Here is a 17,328-nt window from a genome sequence, read left to right as displayed (position 1 = left end):
AGGAAAAGCTATGACAAAGGATCGCAAACAAGCTCTTCTCAAACTGTTAAAAGAGGCACCAAAAGCCCTCAATGGTCAAACCTTGGCTGAGCACTTCCATGTTACGCGCCAAATCATCGTCCAAGATATTGCCATCTTGAGAGCCGATGGTGCTCCTATCCTATCCACCAATCGTGGCTATATCTATAAAGAAAATGATGCCAATCCTTACGTTCACAAACTTTTCAAAGTCAAACATGAGATGGAAGAAATCGGTCAAGAACTTCTAGCCATTGTAGATAATGGCGGACGTGTTCAGAATACCTTGATTGACCATCCAGTTTATGGAGAAATTGAAACCCTGCTCAAACTCACCTGTCGCCGTGATGTCCAACATTTTCTAGAACAAGTAGAGAATTCTGACTTTAGGCCACTTTCAGAATTGACAGATGGCATCCATTACCACCTAGTCGAAGCAGAAACACAACAAGACCTCCACTATATCGAGGAGGCCTTGGATCAGCTAGGTTATTTGGTAAAGGACTAGAAGATTTTCTTTTCCCAATCGTCTTCTGTACGGCGAGGGTAGAAAAATTCAGACTTATCCGGAGCTTCCATCATCTCCATCAAAGGCAACATATCATAGGCCAGATTCAAATTTGGAATCTGGTCTTTTTGCACCCAAGAAACTTCTCCTTCATCTGAAGAGCGAAGGGTACCAGAGAACTCAGTCGCCTTATAACAAATGACAATATAGCGCCCACCTGTATCTAGTGGCCAATTTTTAATGCCGACCAGTTGAGGATTTTGGATAGTCAATCCTGTTTCTTCATAGATTTCACGAATGACAGACTCTGCGAAAGCCTCGCCATTCTCAACATGACCTCCAGGAAAGGCATAACCAGACCAGCGATTCTCTTCAGGAGAGCGATACTGCATGACTACTCGCTTATTTTCTAGATCTTCGATTAGACAGATGTTGGTTAAAATGGTTGCTTGCGCACGGGACATAAATTTACTCACTTTCTAATTTGTTATATGACTTTTTCGAACTTAATATCAGATTTCATGATAAAGGGATTAATCAACTCATGATAATAGTATACATCATGAAGTAAATATCCTTTTGTTATGACAATTTCTTGTTCCCTAACTTCATAATCAATCGTGATTGGAACAGGAGGATTTGGAATAAGGGCGAAAACGACAATTACAAATAACCAGATATAAAAACTACAAATCGCACTACGCACCCCTTCAAGGAAGCGATATTTCCCCTTTAAAAAGTAAATAAAAATATGCGAAATAGAGAGGATAATTGGAACAAAAAGCCCTGTATTCCACGCTATGGGAATAAATTTCAGTCCAAATATCCCAAATAGAAGATCAAGAATTGCAAATGATCTCAAAAAGCGAATATAGAAAGTTAAACTCAGGAGAAAGAGCCAAATATCCCAAATAATCGGAGTAAATGATAAATCAAATGACCATAATATGAAATGAGCGATAACAAATGCTATCAGTAAGGAATATAGGACAGTATAAATAAGCTTGTTAAAAGTACTTGAATTTTTCACTATTTATTTCCCCTTTAAATTCAAACTACTAACTAATGACTAATATCTATCACTTTTAAATTATCTCGTCTATTATTTTAACACAAATTATTACATATAAAATTTTTAGTTAAAATTACTTCCATAATAGAGCATCTTATGGTTTTGAACCTTTAAAGGGACACTACTGCCTGAACGATATCCTTTAGCACCATAGTAGTAAGAAACCTCATAAAAGGCATCTGGCAACTCGGCATTATCTATCCCATTTGAAATAAATCCTGTCAGTCCGCCTTCACTATCAAAATAATCTTTCTCACCCTCTTCTAAAACAATATCGCGATAGATGATGTATCCTTTAATCATTTCTTTTTCCAAGAATTCATCAATAGGGAGATCATATAAACCTTGAAAAGCTTTCCCTTCCTTACGGTTCTTTTCAATGAGAGCATAATAGTCTTGGATATTTTCAGATTCAGTATCGATACTCCAGTAACTATTCACATATTCTAGATTTGGATTTTCATATTGCTTAAAAAAACTCTCTACCTTGTCTTTATTAGAGACACTGACAGGATGCTGGTTGAGTAGTTTATGAGCCATGCCTGAAAATTCTTGTAACATGGTTTTCGTAGTCCCATCATAGGCTAGTTCTTCATCAGTCTTTTGGGGATTGTATTTTGAGGACTTTGGACGATAAAACAAGGCATGTCTCACAGTGACTCTACTTCCATCAACCTCTTCACTATAATCGTATTCAATTTTGTATTTTTCAGAAGTCCATTTATCTCTATAAAACTTCGTAACCTTCATATCTCCTTTAAAACCATACAAATCAAGAGTTCTTCTTACTGCTGTCTCTACTTCCGCTTGATTTACTTCAGGAAAAATGTCATAAGTTGTTGTAAAGAAAAGGAAAGCAAAACGTAGAATAAAGAATAAAGGGACAATATTTATAATACAGAAAATTAACAGCAACCATTTTTTCATTACTAGCTTCTCCTTGTTAATAAAAAGATTATAATTTCTTTGAAGCTTTAATTTTTTCTAAACTCAACGATAAGGAATTTTCGAACTTTCAATCTCTATATCAGGATTGGCAAGTTTGAGATAAGGAGCAATATAGTCTGCGTCCGTAATCTTTGGACCTAGGATAACCTTCGAATATTTCAAAGGTAGTAGATTGATGTATACAAATAAATCATATCTGCCATTATCTTTCGAGCTTAATACAATGTACTTTCTGAAATCATTATAGTTAACTTTATCAAAAACTTCTAACCCAATTTCTTCTTTCTTAAAGTACTTCTCATTTGATGAATCATTAGCATCTCTTTTAATTATATTTTGTATAGCTGTATCATCTAAATTAATTAAAATACGATACTCCATTTCATACTCATAGTCTTTAACTTTAAAAAGGTAAGAAATCTTCTTCAATTTCTCAGCAAAACTTTTTAATTCTTCTTCAGCTTCTAGCTCTTTCAATTTTTCAAAAATTTGTTTTAACTTAGAAAGAGATTTATCGACATCTGGTTCTTCTGTATTATCTGAGTTCAAATCTAAATAGTGAATTTTAACAAACTCAATGTATTTATGTGCAACTATATCTTCAAGATAAGATAGATCATATTCAAGGAAGGCGCCTTGAGATGAATCTGCATATTCCTTCCACATAGGCAAACTATCAGATACCGTGGTTAGAGAAGATATAAAAACATTGGAAGTTTGGTATTGTTGGAAAAAAGTATTATCTATACCCAAATAATCATATATTACTCTTCCTTCCATCGGGTCATTTAGTTGCTTGAGATTAGTAAGTCGTAAAAATGGAGGTTGAGTTTCAGAATTATTTTCATTTTTCCAGTCAGCTTTTATGAGAAAATTTGTTAAAGTATCAATCTTAGTATAATGTCCAAAAGGTCCGATTGTTTTTAAATCTTTAGAATCAACAATCAAATTAGAACGAATATCATCAATAATAGATTCTGCTTGCTTCAAAAGCTCCTTGTAATTTTCAGACAGTATAAATCCAGTATCACTCTCCTTTTTTAAAATGGCGCCTTCATCACTATTATTACGCTCATCATACTTTTTAACTAATTTAATTGCTTGATCTCGAATTATATCCGAATCATTTTCTTCTGCTATCTTTCGAACAACATCAATCGAATCTTTAATTACAACATCAAAGCGTCTTGACACAAAATCCAAATATTTCCCAACATAATCAGATTGAGGGTTCTCCATATAATAGTTATTAATTGTCTTTAAGTGATCAAATTGAAAAATTGAAACCAACTCATCTAATTCAAAATACCAATAACAAACCACACTATCAATATCGTGATTTTCAAATATAAATCTGAATAATGATTCTAATTCACTCTTAAAATAGATTCTTTTTTCTTCTGGTAAACTTTTTGATTCAAAAAGTCGGACAAAAACTAGAAGTATGTGAGCATCAAGTAAATCGACGTCCTCTAAATCATCATTAAATACTAATTCAAGAATTCTTGAAAAATAACTTTCATTTTCAAACAATATAGAATATTCTTCATATTCCTTTGTTTGAGATAAATATCTATACAAAATATGTAAATATTCAAAGTTTTCAAACCAACTATATGACTGCCCATTTTCAAATAATACTTTATTTAATGTAGCTAAAAGTCTTCCAAGTGTGATCTTATCGATTTCTTCAACAAACATCCTACAAACATACAGAAAATCGCTTGCATATTTTAATTGTTCTTCTTCAGATAACTTTAAATATTGATTAGTAATGTTTTCAAGTTCGTCTTTCAGTTTATTTTCGTCCAAGGAACCAAAATGATTCACTAATTCAGATTTACTAAATTTACCTGTAAAATAATTTAATTTTTCAATCTTTTCTCCCCCCTAATCCAACGCCTTCACTTCTAGCATCATATCACGTATCTGAGCTGCCAGTTCAAAGTCAAGCACTTCGACGGCTTCTTGCATTTGTTTTTCAAGTTTCTTGACGAGTTCTTTGCGCTCTTGTTTGTTAAGGCTATTGATATCGACTTCCTTGTCCTCTTCCTTGGCAACTGCCTTAGTTACGGCAATCAGGTCACGGATTTCCTTCTTAATGGTTTGTGGAACGATACCATGTTCTTCATTATAAGCCATCTGGATTTTCCGACGGCGGGCCGTCTCATCAATAGCACGTTGCATAGACTGAGTCATGCTGTCCGCATACATGATGACATGCCCTTCGCTATTACGGGCAGCACGTCCAATGGTCTGGATGAGGCCACGTTCGTTACGAAGGAAACCTTCCTTGTCAGCATCTAGAATAGCAACCAAACTTACTTCGGGTACGTCAATCCCTTCACGGAGCAAATTGATTCCGACCAAGACATCAAAGACACCCAAGCGTAGGTCACGGATAATCTCCGTCCTCTCCAATGTCTTGATGTCCGAGTGCATATACTTGACCTTGATGCCCATTTCTTTAAAGTAGTCAGTCAGGTCTTCTGCCATTTTCTTGGTCAAGGTGGTAATAAAGGTTCGTTCATTCTTTTCAACACGGGCATTGATTTCACCTAAGAGGTCATCAATCTGTCCCATAGTCGGACGGACTTCCACTTCAGGATCCAAAAGCCCTGTCGGACGAATGATTTGCTCGATCACTGTCTCGGTCTGTTCATTTTCATAGTCACCAGGTGTTGCTGAAACGTAAACAATCTGGTGCACATGGCTTTCAAACTCTTCGCGGCGGAGAGGACGATTGTCCAAGGCTGACGGCAAACGGAAACCGTAATTAACCAGCATTTCCTTACGAGAGCGGTCTCCATTGTACATGCCCTTGATCTGCCCCATGGTCATGTGACTTTCATCAATCATAATCAAGAAATCATCTGGGAAGAAGTCAAGAAGCGTATAAGGAGGCTCACCTTCGCTTCGACCATCCATGTGACGAGAGTAGTTTTCAACACCGTTGGTATAGCCCATCTCACGTAACATCTCAATATCATACTCTGTGCGCTGTTTCAAACGCTGGGCTTCTAGCAGTTTACCTTCCTTTTCAAAGACAGCTAACTGCTCCTCCAACTCCGCCTGAATCTTGGCAATGGCAACTTCCATGTGATCGTCATTGGTCACAAAGTGTGTCGCTGGAAAAATCGCCAGATGGTCCACTTCTCCCAATACCTGACCCGTCAGAGCCTCAACTTCTCGGATACGGTCAATTTCATCTCCGAAGAACTCTACTCGAAAAGCGTGTTCATCACGGGAAGCTGGGAAAATCTCTACCACATCCCCACGCACACGAAATCTTCCCCGTTGGAAATCAATATCATTGCGTTCAAACTGGATATCAACCAAGTCATTCAGAAGTTTATCACGAGAAATCTCAAGGCCTGGGCGGAGACTAACGACGCTATCAGCGTATTCCTTTGGCGAACCCAAACCATAGATGCAAGAAACAGAAGCCACAACGATGACATCATTGCGCTCCAGAAGGGCTGAAGTCGCAGAGTGGCGAAGCTTGTCAATCTCGTCATTGACTGAACTGTCCTTCTCAATGTAGGTATCGCTAGAAGGGACATAGGCTTCTGGCTGGTAATAATCATAGTAGGATACGAAATACTCAACAGCATTTTCAGGGAAAAATTCCTTGAATTCTCCATAGAGCTGACCCGCCAGAGTCTTATTGTGAGCAATGACCAGAGTGGGTTTATTGACTTTGGAAATGACCTGACTCATGGTATAAGTCTTCCCAGTACCTGTCGCCCCCATCAGAATCTGAGCTTTTTCTCCACCCTCGATATTATCAACCAACTGCTCGATGGCTTGAGGTTGATCTCCTGAAGGTTGGTATTTTGATACTAGTTTAAATTGATTGTCTGTAATTCGATTGATCATAAGAATCCTCTCTCGATTTTCTATTCCTATTTTAGCATACTTGTAGCATTTTCATGAAGAAAAGGACAGACCCAAGTCACATCCTTTCATTTTCTTTCTCTAATTGATAAGCGAGATAGACAATCAAAAGTAACAAGACTAAACTTGTCATGATAGAACCTTCAATCCCAAAAGATCCTCCTGATAGCCAATCTTGATTGCCTTGTGGTAAAAAAGTCATCAGAGACGTTCCTGATGGTTGACCACTAACTAGAATCCCAAAGAGATTTCCTTGAGCAAAATTCCAAGCCCCATGAATACCTGCAACACCCCAAACTGTATCGGTTTTGAGGAGGTAAAGAGCCATGGCAACTCCGAATAAAAAGAGATTCACTAGAGATAGAGGTGTTAGACCAGAATTCCCCACATGAAGCAGGGTAAAGAATATGCTAGATATGACAACAGCAAGCTTTAGATTGGTTCTTGAGGCCAATTGTGGAAGGAGCCATGCACGGGACACCACTTCTTCTGCTGTCCCCTGTAAAATCCAAAATGGGATAGTAAAGATGACAAAAGTAAGCGAATAAGGATTCAAGCGAATGGATTCCAAACGATATTGCCCCAAGGCCACCAAACCTAACAAGGTCAGAAGAAAAAGTGCCAAACCTAGGCCAAATCCTTTCAGAAGACTGCTGAGGAAATTTTCTCTATAAAATCCCAAGGTTCTAATAGATCTTTTCTCAACTTTTTTAGTCCATCTGAACACAGTGTTGAGAATAAAACCAAAGGACAGCAATGCTAAAATTAAACGAAAGTCACTTGTTTTATCCGTCAAGCTCTCCTGTAAGGTTTGCAAGTAGGTTGCAAGATTTTGACCAGCCTCTCCAAAATTTCTAGCAAGTCCAATGAGAGCTAACAAGCTAATACCATACAAAGTATATGCAACAAACTCTCCTATAAAGACAAAAACAAAGGCTAACAAAGGACTTGTGTAAATATTTAAACTCATTTGGGAAGATTGGAAGTCTTTAAATATTCTTTTATTCTTCATGTTCCTGCCCTCATTTCTTCTATTATTATAGCACTTTGTAGTGGTAATTCAAGAAAGAAATAAAGGGTTTGTATGTTATATCTTCTAACATAGAAATCCTTAAAATTTGCCTTTTCTTCTTTTTTCTGATATAATGGGAAAATATTCGGAAAGGAGACTTAAAATGAAGAAAAAAATCCTAGCATTTTTGCTAATTTTATTTCCCATTTTCTCATTAGGAGTAGTAAAAGCTGACACAGTTAAACCTAAGTATGTTATTGCCAGTGATTCATCTTTTGCTCCCTTCGTATTTCAAAATTCAAGCAACGAGTACACTGGTATTGATATGGACTTGATCAAGGCTATTGCCAAAGATCAAGGTTTTGAAATTGAGATTACTAACCCAGGATTTGATGCAGCCATTAGCGCAGTTCAAGCGGGACAAGCTGATGGTATCATCGCTGGAATGTCTATTACGGACGCTCGTAAAGCAACGTTTGACTTCTCAGATTCCTACTACACTGCTAATACCATTCTAGGTGTAAAAGAATCCAGTACTATCGCTTCTTATGAAGACCTCAAGGACAAGACAGTTGGTGTAAAAAACGGGACTGCTTCTCAAACATTCCTTACTGAGAACCAAAGCAAATACGGCTATAAGATTAAAACCTTCGCAGATGGCGCTTCTATGTATGACAGTCTGAACACTGGCTCTATAGATGCTGTGATGGATGATGAGCCAGTTCTCAAATATTCTATCAGCCAAGGGCAAAAATTGAAAACGCCAATCGCTGGAACTCCAATCGGTGAAACAGCCTTTGCGGTTAAAAAAGGTACAAATCCAGAATTGATCCAGATGTTCAATAACGGACTTGCGAACCTCAAAGCTAACGGAGAATTCCAAAAGATTCTTGACAAGTATCTAGCTAGCGAAACTTCAACTGACTCTACAAGTACGGTTGACGAAACAACTATCTGGGGCTTGCTTCAAAACAACTACAAACAACTTCTTAGTGGACTTGGAATCACTCTTGCTCTAGCTCTTATCTCATTTGCAATTGCCATTGTCATCGGGATTATCTTCGGTATGTTTAGCGTTAGCCCATACAAATCTCTTCGTCTGATCTCTGAGATTTTCGTTGACGTTATCCGTGGTATTCCTTTGATGATTCTTGCAGCCTTCATCTTCTGGGGTATTCCAAACTTCATCGAGTCGATTACAGGCCAACAAAGTCCAATCAATGACTTTGTAGCTGGTACTATTGCCCTTTCACTTAATGCGGCAGCTTATATCGCTGAAATCGTTCGTGGTGGGATTCAAGCTGTTCCAGTTGGGCAAATGGAGGCCAGTCGCAGTCTTGGTATCTCTTATGGAAAAACCATGCGAAAGATTATCTTGCCACAAGCGACTAAATTGATGTTGCCAAACTTCGTCAACCAATTCGTTATCGCTCTTAAAGATACAACCATCGTGTCTGCTATCGGTCTGGTTGAACTTTTCCAAACTGGTAAGATCATCATTGCCCGTAACTACCAAAGTTTCAAGATGTATGCAATCCTTGCTATCTTCTATCTTGTAATTATCACGCTTTTGACTAGACTAGCGAAACGCTTAGAAAAGAGGATTCGTTAATGGCAAAACTAAAAATTGATGTAAATGATTTGCATAAGTATTATGGAAAAAATGAGGTTTTAAAAGGCATTACTACTAAGTTCTATGAAGGAGATGTTGTCTGTATCATCGGTCCTTCTGGTTCTGGTAAATCCACTTTCCTTCGCAGCCTTAACCTTCTCGAGGAGGTAACGAGTGGCCACATCACAGTGAATGGTTATGATTTGACTGAAAAGTCAACCAATGTCGACCATGTTCGTGAGAACGTAGGAATGGTCTTCCAACACTTCAACCTCTTCCCTCACATGTCCGTCCTAGAAAATATCACTTTTGCACCTATTGAACACAAACGGATGACCAAAGAAGAAGCTGAGAAATTGGGAATGGAACTGCTGGAGAAAGTCGGCCTTGCGGACAAAGCTAAGGCTAATCCAGATAGCCTTTCAGGTGGTCAGAAACAGCGTGTAGCTATCGCTCGTGGACTTGCCATGAATCCTGATATCATGCTCTTTGATGAGCCAACTTCTGCTCTTGACCCTGAAATGGTTGGAGATGTACTGAATGTTATGAAGGAATTGGCGGAACAAGGCATGACCATGATCATCGTAACCCATGAGATGGGATTTGCACGTCAGGTGGCCAACCGCGTTATCTTTACAGCTGATGGTGAATTCCTGGAAGATGGAACTCCAGATCAAATCTTCGACAACCCGCAACACCCTCGTCTAAAAGAGTTCTTGGATAAGGTATTAAATGTATAAAACAAAACTGTAAGGTTCTCCTTACAGTTTTTTAATTGCGTATTGGATTTTTTGATTTTTTTGAAAATTATGATAAAATAAAAACTATGACAATGAGGAAATCTCATCCCTAGTCCAACTAGGAAAAAATATAGAAATTAGGTAGCTAGATGTCATCAAAGGTTATTGTTACAATTTTCGGTGCGAGTGGAGATTTAGCTAAACGCAAACTCTACCCTTCCCTTTTCAGACTCTATAAATCAGGCAATCTCTCTGAGCATTTTGCAGTCATCGGAACAGCTCGTAGACCTTGGAGTAAGGAATATTTTGAATCTGTAGTTGTCGAGTCCATCCTTGATTTGGCAGATAGTACCGAGCAAGCCCAAGAATTTGCTAGCCACTTCTACTATCAAAGCCATGATGTGAATGATACGGAACATTACATTGCTTTGCGTCAATTACAAGCTGAGCTGAATGAAAAATACCAAGCTGAACACAATAAGCTCTTCTTCTTGTCTATGGCACCTCAGTTCTTTGGAACCATTGCCAAGCACCTCAAATCTGAAAACATTGTCGATGGTAAAGGTTTTGAGCGCTTGATCGTTGAGAAACCATTTGGTACAGACTACGAGACAGCTAGCAAACTGAATGAAGATCTCCTTGCGGCTTTTGATGAGGAGCAAATCTACCGTATTGACCATTACTTGGGGAAAGAGATGATTCAAAGTATCTTTGCGGTTCGTTTTGCCAACATGATCTTTGAGAATGTTTGGAATCGCGAACACATCGATAATGTTCAAATTACCTTTGCGGAACGTTTGGGAGTTGAGGAACGCGGTGGCTACTATGATCAATCTGGTGCCCTTCGTGATATGGTGCAAAACCATACTCTCCAACTTCTCTCTCTTCTAGCCATGGACAAACCAGCTAGCTTTACAAAAGATGAGATTCGTGCTGAAAAGATAAAGGTCTTTAAAAACCTCTATCATCCAACTGAGGAAGAATTGAAAGAACAGTTTATCCGTGGTCAGTACCGCTCTGGTAAAATCGATGGCATGAAATACATTTCCTATCGAAGCGAACCAAATGTCGATCCTGAATCTACAACAGAAACCTTTGCATCTGGTGCCTTCTTTGTAGACAGCGATCGCTTCCGTGGTGTTCCTTTCTTCTTCCGTACAGGGAAACGTCTGACTGAAAAAGGAACTCATGTCAATATCGTCTTTAAGCAAATGGACTCTATCTTTGGAGAACCATTAGCACCAAATATCTTGACCATCTATATCCAACCAACTGAAGGCTTCTCTCTCAGCCTCAATGGGAAGCAAGTCGGTGAAGAATTCAACCTGGCACCAAGCTCTCTGGATTACCGTACAGATGCTACTGCTACTGGAGCCTCACCAGACCCATACGAGAAATTAATCTACGATGTTTTGAACAACAACTCAACCAATTTTAGCCACTGGGATGAGGTAAGTGCTTCTTGGAAATTGATTGACCGTATCGAAGAGCTCTGGGCAGAAAACGGTGCTCCACTCTACGATTATAAAGCTGGAAGCATGGGACCACAAGCTAGCTTTGACTTACTTGAAAAGTATGGAGCCAAATGGACCTGGCAACCAGATATCGCCTATCGTGAAGATGGTCGTTTAGAATAGCAAAAATATCCTGCAAGTCAATCTTGCAGGATATTTATTTTGTATTAAATCAAGCCTTCTAAGAGACCCTTCATAAAGTTTTCGGAGTTGAATTCACCGATATCATCGATTTTTTCACCAAAACCAATCAATTTTACAGGGATATTGAGTTCTTCTCGAATTGCCAGAACGACACCACCACGGGCAGTTCCGTCAATCTTGGTCAATACAATACCGGTAACAGGGGTAATTTTCGAAAATTCTTTAGCTTGTACTAAGGCATTCTGCCCAGTTGATGCATCAAGGGCCAGGAAGGTTTCATGAGGTGCTTCAGGAACGACACGTTTGATAATACGGCCAATCTTTTCCAACTCGGCCATAAGATTGTCCTTGTTTTGCAGACGACCTGCTGTATCAATCATGAGAATATCAATCCCTTCGGCTACGGCGCGTTCCATCCCATCAAAGACCACACTTGCTGGATCAGCTTTTTCTGGTCCCGTCACAACAGGAACATCCACACGACGGCCCCATTCAGCTAGCTGGGCCACAGCACCCGCACGGAAGGTATCTGCCGCAACCAACATGACTTTCTTGCCAGCTTGTTTGTAGCGATGAGCTAGTTTCCCAATAGAGGTTGTTTTCCCAACACCATTGACTCCGACAAAGAGCATGACTGTCAAACCATCTTGGAAGTGGATTTGTTCATCGTAATTGCCATCCTTCTCATAAAGTTCAACCAATTTCTCGATAATGACTCGACGGAGTGCGTCTGGTTTCTTAGCGTTTTCGAGTTTAGCTTCATAACGTAGTTCTTCTGTTAAGTTTGAAGCGACCTGCACACCGACGTCGCTCATGATGAGCAGTTCTTCCAATTCCTCGAAGAACTCTTCATCGACTGAACGGAAGTTAGCAAAGAAGGCATTCAAGCGAGCTCCGAATCCTGTACGCGTCTTTTTGAGACTGCGGTCATATTTTTCCTGTACGGTTTCTTCAACCTGAGGAAGTTCTTCTTCTACAACTTCAGAAGCTAGCTCTTCTTCGAACTCTACAGTTTCTTGGTTCTCTTCTTCTAGAACTTCTTCTGCTTCTTGGAATTGTTCCAATTCATCAGATTCTAGCTCAAACTCTTCCTGAGAAGTTTCCTCGACTGCTTCTGGTTCAATGGCCTCATCTGTCGTAACCTGAGGAATTTCTTCTTGAGCAAATGTTTCTTCCACTTTGTCCGTCGCTGTTTCTTCGACTGCCGCTTGGCTTTCTTCAACCTCTTCTGACAAATCAAGATTTTCCAGAGCTTCTTTTACAACATCTTCGATTTTCGGCTCTTCTTTTTTCCCGAATAAACGGTCAAATAATCCCATATTCTAATTCTCCTTTAGCACGTATTCTTCGATAGCCCATGCAACGGCTTCCTCGTCGTTGGTCATAGGGGTAATCACATTGGCAACTTCCTTAACAGCAGGAACTGCATTTTGCATGGCAACTCCTAGACCTGCCCACTCAATCATGGAAAGGTCATTGGCCTCGTCCCCACAAGCCATGACTTGACTTTGGTCGATGCCTAGATGTTTAATTAATTTTGCTAAACCTGTTGCCTTGTGGACGTTTTTAGGGGACCATTCCAATAGCATTTCACGCGATTTGAAGATTTCATATTGGTCAAACAATTCTGGAGAAATCTGTTGAATCGCTGCATCCAAAGGTTCTTGGGCAAAAGCAGTCACACATTTATTATACGTCATCTGACTAGATAGATCTTCAAAAGCGATAGGCACGAAAGTCAAGGCAGGGTTGAACTGAGCATAGAGACTTTCTTGGTCCGACTGGATTTGATAGACTGTACCTTCTGAAATGGCATCTAAGGGGATTCCTAGTTTTTCAGTTTCTTCATAAATACGTGTCACATCATTAATTGAAAAGACTGTTTTATCAAGAATCTCACCTGTATTTTTCTGAACCAATCCACCGTTGAATGTGATAGTATATTCGTCATCATGGCCGTCTGTCCCAAGCTCTTTAAGGAAGAAATCCATAGCCTTGAGGGGACGTCCAGTTGTCAGTACTACTTTGACACCTTGTTCACGCGCAGCTTTTAGCACCGTCTTAGTACGATCTGTTAGCTTTTTATCCGTTGTCAGTAAGGTACCATCCAAATCAAGTGCAATCAATTTAATATCTGCCATTACAAGCCCTCCATATAAGCCATCACTGACTGGTCCTTGTGGTGACCAATCACTGTCTCTGCTAATTCTAATATCTCTGGTCGCGCATTTTCTGGAGCGATAGGGTGTCCTACAACCTGCATCATGTGAAGGTCATTGAGATTATCGCCAAACGCCATAACCTGATCCATGCTAAGACCAAGTTTTTTTGCCAGCTCAACAATAGCCACACCCTTATCAACATAGTCCAAGACAATATCGATGGATTCAAAACCTGTTGTCATGGCTTTCACACCAGGAACATTCTCGTTGACCCAGGCCTCTCCAGCTTCTATCGTTTCTTCAGTAAAGTTAGTAGTGAATTTAAAAATCTCATCTGTGATATCTTCTAAACTCGCTACTTTTTGAATGTTTTCATTGTAGTGACGACTAAACATCAGATAGGTCTCATCCACTGTATCCAAAACATAACAAGCTTTTTTCCCAGTCAGGAGCATTTTGCTTTCATCAAAATAAGGAGAATTCTTTAAAGCTTCAAAAGTGCTCAAGTAAAAGTCCCGAGACATAGTAGCCTCGTACATATCCTCTCCATGAAACTCAACATAGCTCCCATTTTCAGCTATAAAAATCACTTCATCACGCACATCCGCAAACAACTTTTTCAGGGACAGAATACCACGACCTGAAGCCACAGCAAAATAAATCCCCTTTTCCTTGTAGGAAACAAGCAAGTTTTTGAGGCGTTCCATATCAAACTGACCCTCTCCGTCAAGAAAGGTTCCATCCATATCGGTTGCTACAAGTTTAATCATAAAATCCTTCATACTCCAATTGATAAATCTACCTTCTATTATACCATAGATAAGCTGAAAAAGGACTAGTACAGTAGGATAGCAATACTTTTTCGGAGAAACTTCAAAGCGCTTAAAAATTAGAATCGTAGAACTTTTTTCAGATAGTTTAAAAAGTTTGTATTCCCCTACTCTTTTCTCTATAATGGAGAGAAAGGAGATGACTATGACAGAATTGAAACATGAAATTGATGCAAACTTTGCAGGACGACTCAATATCCTGCGTGCAGGTGTTCTCGGTGCCAATGATGGGATTATTTCCATCGCTGGAGTCGTTATCGGTGTAGCGAGTGCGACGAGCAATATCTGGATTATCTTTTTATCAGGATTGGCCGCTATTCTCGCTGGTGCTTTTTCTATGGCCGGTGGCGAATATGTCTCTGTATCCACTCAAAAAGACACGGAAGAAGCCGCTGTTGCCAGAGAACAGTTGCTCTTGGATAAGGACATCGAATCTGCAAAACTATCCCTCTATGCTGCTTACCTTCAAAATGGTGAGTGTGAAACGTCCGCCCAACTTTTGACCAACAAGGCCTTTTTAAAAAATCCACTCAAAGCCCTTGTCGAGGAAAAATACGGTATCGAGTACGAAGAATTTACCAATCCTTGGCATGCTGCTATCTCTAGCTTTATCGCCTTTATATTAGGAAGTCTTCCTCCTATGCTTTCGATTACCGTCTTTCCAAGTGACTATCGGATCCCTGCTACTGTCTTTATCGTAGCCCTTTCTCTTCTCATCACAGGCTATAGCAGTGCTAAACTAGGCAAGGCTCCTACGAAAACTGCTATGATCCGTAACCTCTGTATCGGACTTCTCACCATGGGTGTAACCTTCCTCTTGGGACAACTCTTTAGTATCTAAGATAAAAGAAATACCTCGACAAATATCGAGGTATCTTTTTTTTACATTTGCACAATCTTGCGATAGCTTCTTGAGGTAATCATAAAGATCAAGACGTAGACGATGAGGAAGATGGCGCAAATGGAAAGTGTAACGGTCAACATCATGGTCGCATCTAGTACCCCAATGACTTTTAGGATGAGGCTAAGCATATGATAGGCAAAGGCAAGGTGTAGGAAGGCAAATAGCAAGGGGAGGAAGAAAACAGTTAGGACCTGTTTATTGATGGTTTGCTTGATTTGCTTTTGATCAAGTCCGACCTTTTGCAAAATGATGAAGCGTTCACGGTCTTCATAACCCTCAGAGATTTGTTTGTAGTAGATAACGAGCACTGTTCCCACCATAAAGATGATAGAGAGGAAGATACCGATGAAGAAGACTCCACCATAGAGGGCACTGATTTGTGCACTGCTATCAGCCAGATTGCTTCCGTATACATAGCTTCCCTCTTTGTTTAATTCTCTATTAAAGTTATTAAGAAATTTTGAAAAATCGTCAGCGAGTTTGAGCTGTTCTTCCTCACTAGCTGTTACATTCATACCACCATAAAGTTGATCAAAGAGAGAGGAATCAGGATATTGATCAATAAAGGCTTGCAGATTAGGCACAACAAGATAATTGTAGTCAGATGTGAGGATGTTAAACTGATTTGGCACATGTTCCAGAACGAAATCATTTTTAATTTCTTCTTTAACAGTGTAAGTCTGGTCATTTAAAGTGAGTTCTTTCTGCCCTTCAAGTACCTTACTCTTGGTAAACAATCCAACTTCATTACCTGAAAGGGAGAGTTTTTGACCAGTCATGATTTCATAGTCTTTTTGGTCAAAGACCATGAAAATGGTTTTTGGTTGGACAAAGTTATTCCCCTTTTTAAAGATACGGAGTTTGGTTCCATCTTGACTTTCAATGCCAAAATTGCTGTGACGAAAGACTTCTTTTTTGGTGACAGTTAATCCCTTATCGCTAGCATACTGACTCAAAAGTTTATCTAAATCTTCTTTTTCGACATTTCGCCCTGAAATTCCAAAATCATGTGGATTCATGAATTTCTTGAAGGTTTCTGAAGCCTTGAAGATACTCGTTGCTGCAGACATGGTCACCAAGACCATGGTTGAAAGAATAGCAATCGTCGCAAGACCAACCGCATTTTTCTTCATACGAAAGATGAGATTGGATACAGAAATCATGTTGTTGGGTTGGTAATAATAACGCTTGTTTTTCTTCAAGATTTGTAAGAAAACTGTGATTCCTGCATTAAACAAGAGATAGGTACCAAGGATTACCAGCAAGACCGCTACAAAGAAAATCAGAACAGCAGAAAGTGGATTTTCAACTGTAACTGCTAGGTAATAACCAGCTCCCATACTAACCAAACCTAGAATAGTTTGAAGACTTAAGAAACGTCCTTTTTTCTCACCACTGGCCTTCTCACGAGAGAGCTGGAGGGCATTCATACGTGCAATCCGAAAGGCATTGATAAAAATCAAACCTAGGAAAATAGCTCCAAAGATAAGGATAACTAGGATAAAGACGGTTGGTTGGAAGGTTGCTACGAGCTCCACCTTCATATTCATCAGCTTCAGAAGCAGAGCAAAGATTAGCTTATCAAAGAGAGCTCCTAGGCCAAGTCCAGCTGTCAAGGTTAGGGAGCCAAAAATAAGAAGCTCCTTAAAGACCATACTGATCAAATGGCGCTTTTCGAGACCCAGCATACCGTAAATCCCTAGTTCTTTGGAACGGTTTTTCATGACGAAACTATTGGCATAAAAGACAATGATAGCTGAGGCAATAGTGACAATCACCATACCGAAACCAAGCGTCATGGAGATAGTTTCTCCCCCTCGAATCTTGCCAATATTGGGGTTGAGTGACAAGGAGTAAAAGAGATAAGTAATGGTCACAGCTAAGAGAACAGCTAAAGCAAAGGGATAGTAGAGTTTGCGGTTTTTGATTAAGTTGGACACCGCTAACTTATTGGTCAATCGGAACAT

Annotated in this window: 15 protein-coding genes; 5 read left to right on the top strand and 10 right to left on the bottom strand. The window is 39.5% G+C overall.

Features of this window, described 5'->3' with window-relative positions; translation table 11 throughout:
- Positions 1 to 10: 10 nt before the first annotated feature.
- The gene (locus tag EJF26_RS02175) at positions 11 to 526 is read left to right on the top strand and encodes a transcription repressor NadR (RefSeq protein WP_000159156.1); all 516 of its coding nucleotides are present in this window, start codon (positions 11 to 13) and stop codon (positions 524 to 526) included.
- On the opposite strand, the gene EJF26_RS02170 is transcribed toward EJF26_RS02175, so the two are convergent.
- From EJF26_RS02170 to EJF26_RS02145, 6 genes are all read right to left on the bottom strand, one after another.
- Positions 523 to 990 carry an 8-oxo-dGTP diphosphatase gene (locus EJF26_RS02170; RefSeq protein WP_000085289.1) on the bottom strand — a complete coding sequence of 156 codons (468 nt, stop codon included), beginning with the start codon at positions 988 to 990 and terminating at the stop codon, positions 523 to 525. The genes EJF26_RS02175 and EJF26_RS02170 overlap by 4 nt on opposite strands.
- Positions 991 to 1,013: 23 nt before the next feature.
- On the bottom strand, positions 1,014 to 1,556 hold the full coding sequence (locus EJF26_RS02165; RefSeq protein ID WP_000798527.1) for a hypothetical protein: 543 nt from the start codon (positions 1,554 to 1,556) through the stop codon (positions 1,014 to 1,016).
- A gap of 105 nt (positions 1,557 to 1,661) precedes the next feature.
- A complete protein-coding gene (locus EJF26_RS02160) occupies positions 1,662 to 2,525 on the bottom strand; it encodes a hypothetical protein (RefSeq protein WP_000759010.1) in 864 nt (287 codons plus the stop codon).
- Positions 2,526 to 2,588: 63 nt separating this feature from the next.
- A complete protein-coding gene (locus tag EJF26_RS02155) occupies positions 2,589 to 4,424 on the bottom strand; it encodes a DUF2971 domain-containing protein (RefSeq protein ID WP_025168935.1) in 1,836 nt (611 codons plus the stop codon).
- A 12-nt stretch (positions 4,425 to 4,436) separates the two neighbouring features.
- Entirely contained in the window at positions 4,437 to 6,425 is a 1,989-nt protein-coding gene (gene uvrB, locus EJF26_RS02150; protein ID WP_000610426.1) for an excinuclease ABC subunit UvrB, read from the bottom strand.
- 76 nt (positions 6,426 to 6,501) lie between these two features.
- Positions 6,502 to 7,455, bottom strand: a complete 954-nt coding sequence (locus tag EJF26_RS02145) for a CPBP family intramembrane glutamic endopeptidase (RefSeq protein WP_000792129.1) — start codon at positions 7,453 to 7,455, stop codon at positions 6,502 to 6,504.
- A 163-nt stretch (positions 7,456 to 7,618) separates the two neighbouring features.
- Between EJF26_RS02145 and EJF26_RS02140 the strand changes: the two genes are divergently transcribed.
- The 3 genes from EJF26_RS02140 (at position 7,619) to zwf (ending at position 11,444) form a co-directional block, all read left to right on the top strand.
- Positions 7,619 to 9,067, top strand: coding sequence for an amino acid ABC transporter substrate-binding protein/permease (locus EJF26_RS02140; protein ID WP_000726980.1), 1,449 nt, complete (start codon positions 7,619 to 7,621; stop codon positions 9,065 to 9,067).
- The gene (locus EJF26_RS02135; RefSeq protein ID WP_001096336.1) at positions 9,067 to 9,807 is read left to right on the top strand and encodes an amino acid ABC transporter ATP-binding protein; all 741 of its coding nucleotides are present in this window, start codon (positions 9,067 to 9,069) and stop codon (positions 9,805 to 9,807) included. The genes EJF26_RS02140 and EJF26_RS02135 overlap by 1 nt, the downstream gene beginning before the upstream one ends.
- 149 nt (positions 9,808 to 9,956) lie before the next feature.
- Positions 9,957 to 11,444, top strand: coding sequence for a glucose-6-phosphate dehydrogenase (gene zwf, locus EJF26_RS02130; RefSeq protein ID WP_000096109.1), 1,488 nt, complete (start codon positions 9,957 to 9,959; stop codon positions 11,442 to 11,444).
- Positions 11,445 to 11,488: 44 nt separating this feature from the next.
- On the opposite strand, the gene ftsY is transcribed toward zwf, so the two are convergent.
- The 3 genes from ftsY to EJF26_RS02115 are packed head-to-tail and all read right to left on the bottom strand — an operon-like array spanning position 11,489 to position 14,397.
- Positions 11,489 to 12,784, bottom strand: a complete 1,296-nt coding sequence (gene ftsY / locus EJF26_RS02125; RefSeq protein ID WP_000522292.1) for a signal recognition particle-docking protein FtsY — start codon at positions 12,782 to 12,784, stop codon at positions 11,489 to 11,491.
- A gap of 3 nt (positions 12,785 to 12,787) precedes the next feature.
- Positions 12,788 to 13,606: a Cof-type HAD-IIB family hydrolase gene (locus tag EJF26_RS02120; RefSeq protein ID WP_000763428.1), complete on the bottom strand. Its 819-nt coding sequence runs from the start codon at positions 13,604 to 13,606 to the stop codon at positions 12,788 to 12,790.
- Positions 13,606 to 14,397, bottom strand: a complete 792-nt coding sequence (locus EJF26_RS02115; RefSeq protein WP_004246017.1) for a Cof-type HAD-IIB family hydrolase — start codon at positions 14,395 to 14,397, stop codon at positions 13,606 to 13,608. Before EJF26_RS02115 ends, EJF26_RS02120 begins: the two co-directional genes overlap by 1 nt.
- Before the next feature lie 205 nt (positions 14,398 to 14,602).
- Between EJF26_RS02115 and EJF26_RS02110 the strand changes: the two genes are divergently transcribed.
- Positions 14,603 to 15,298, top strand: a complete 696-nt coding sequence (locus EJF26_RS02110; protein WP_000137595.1) for a VIT1/CCC1 transporter family protein — start codon at positions 14,603 to 14,605, stop codon at positions 15,296 to 15,298.
- Between the two features lie 41 nt (positions 15,299 to 15,339).
- Here the strand turns inward: EJF26_RS02110 and EJF26_RS02105 are convergent, their stop codons facing one another.
- Positions 15,340 to 17,328, bottom strand: coding sequence for an FtsX-like permease family protein (locus EJF26_RS02105; RefSeq protein ID WP_000489348.1), 1,989 nt, complete (start codon positions 17,326 to 17,328; stop codon positions 15,340 to 15,342).

Origin of the sequence: Streptococcus oralis subsp. dentisani (assembly GCF_007475365.1) — a bacterium.
In the GTDB taxonomy this organism is placed as follows: domain Bacteria; phylum Bacillota; class Bacilli; order Lactobacillales; family Streptococcaceae; genus Streptococcus; species Streptococcus mitis_AX.
This window is presented reverse-complemented; position numbering and strand designations above follow the sequence as displayed.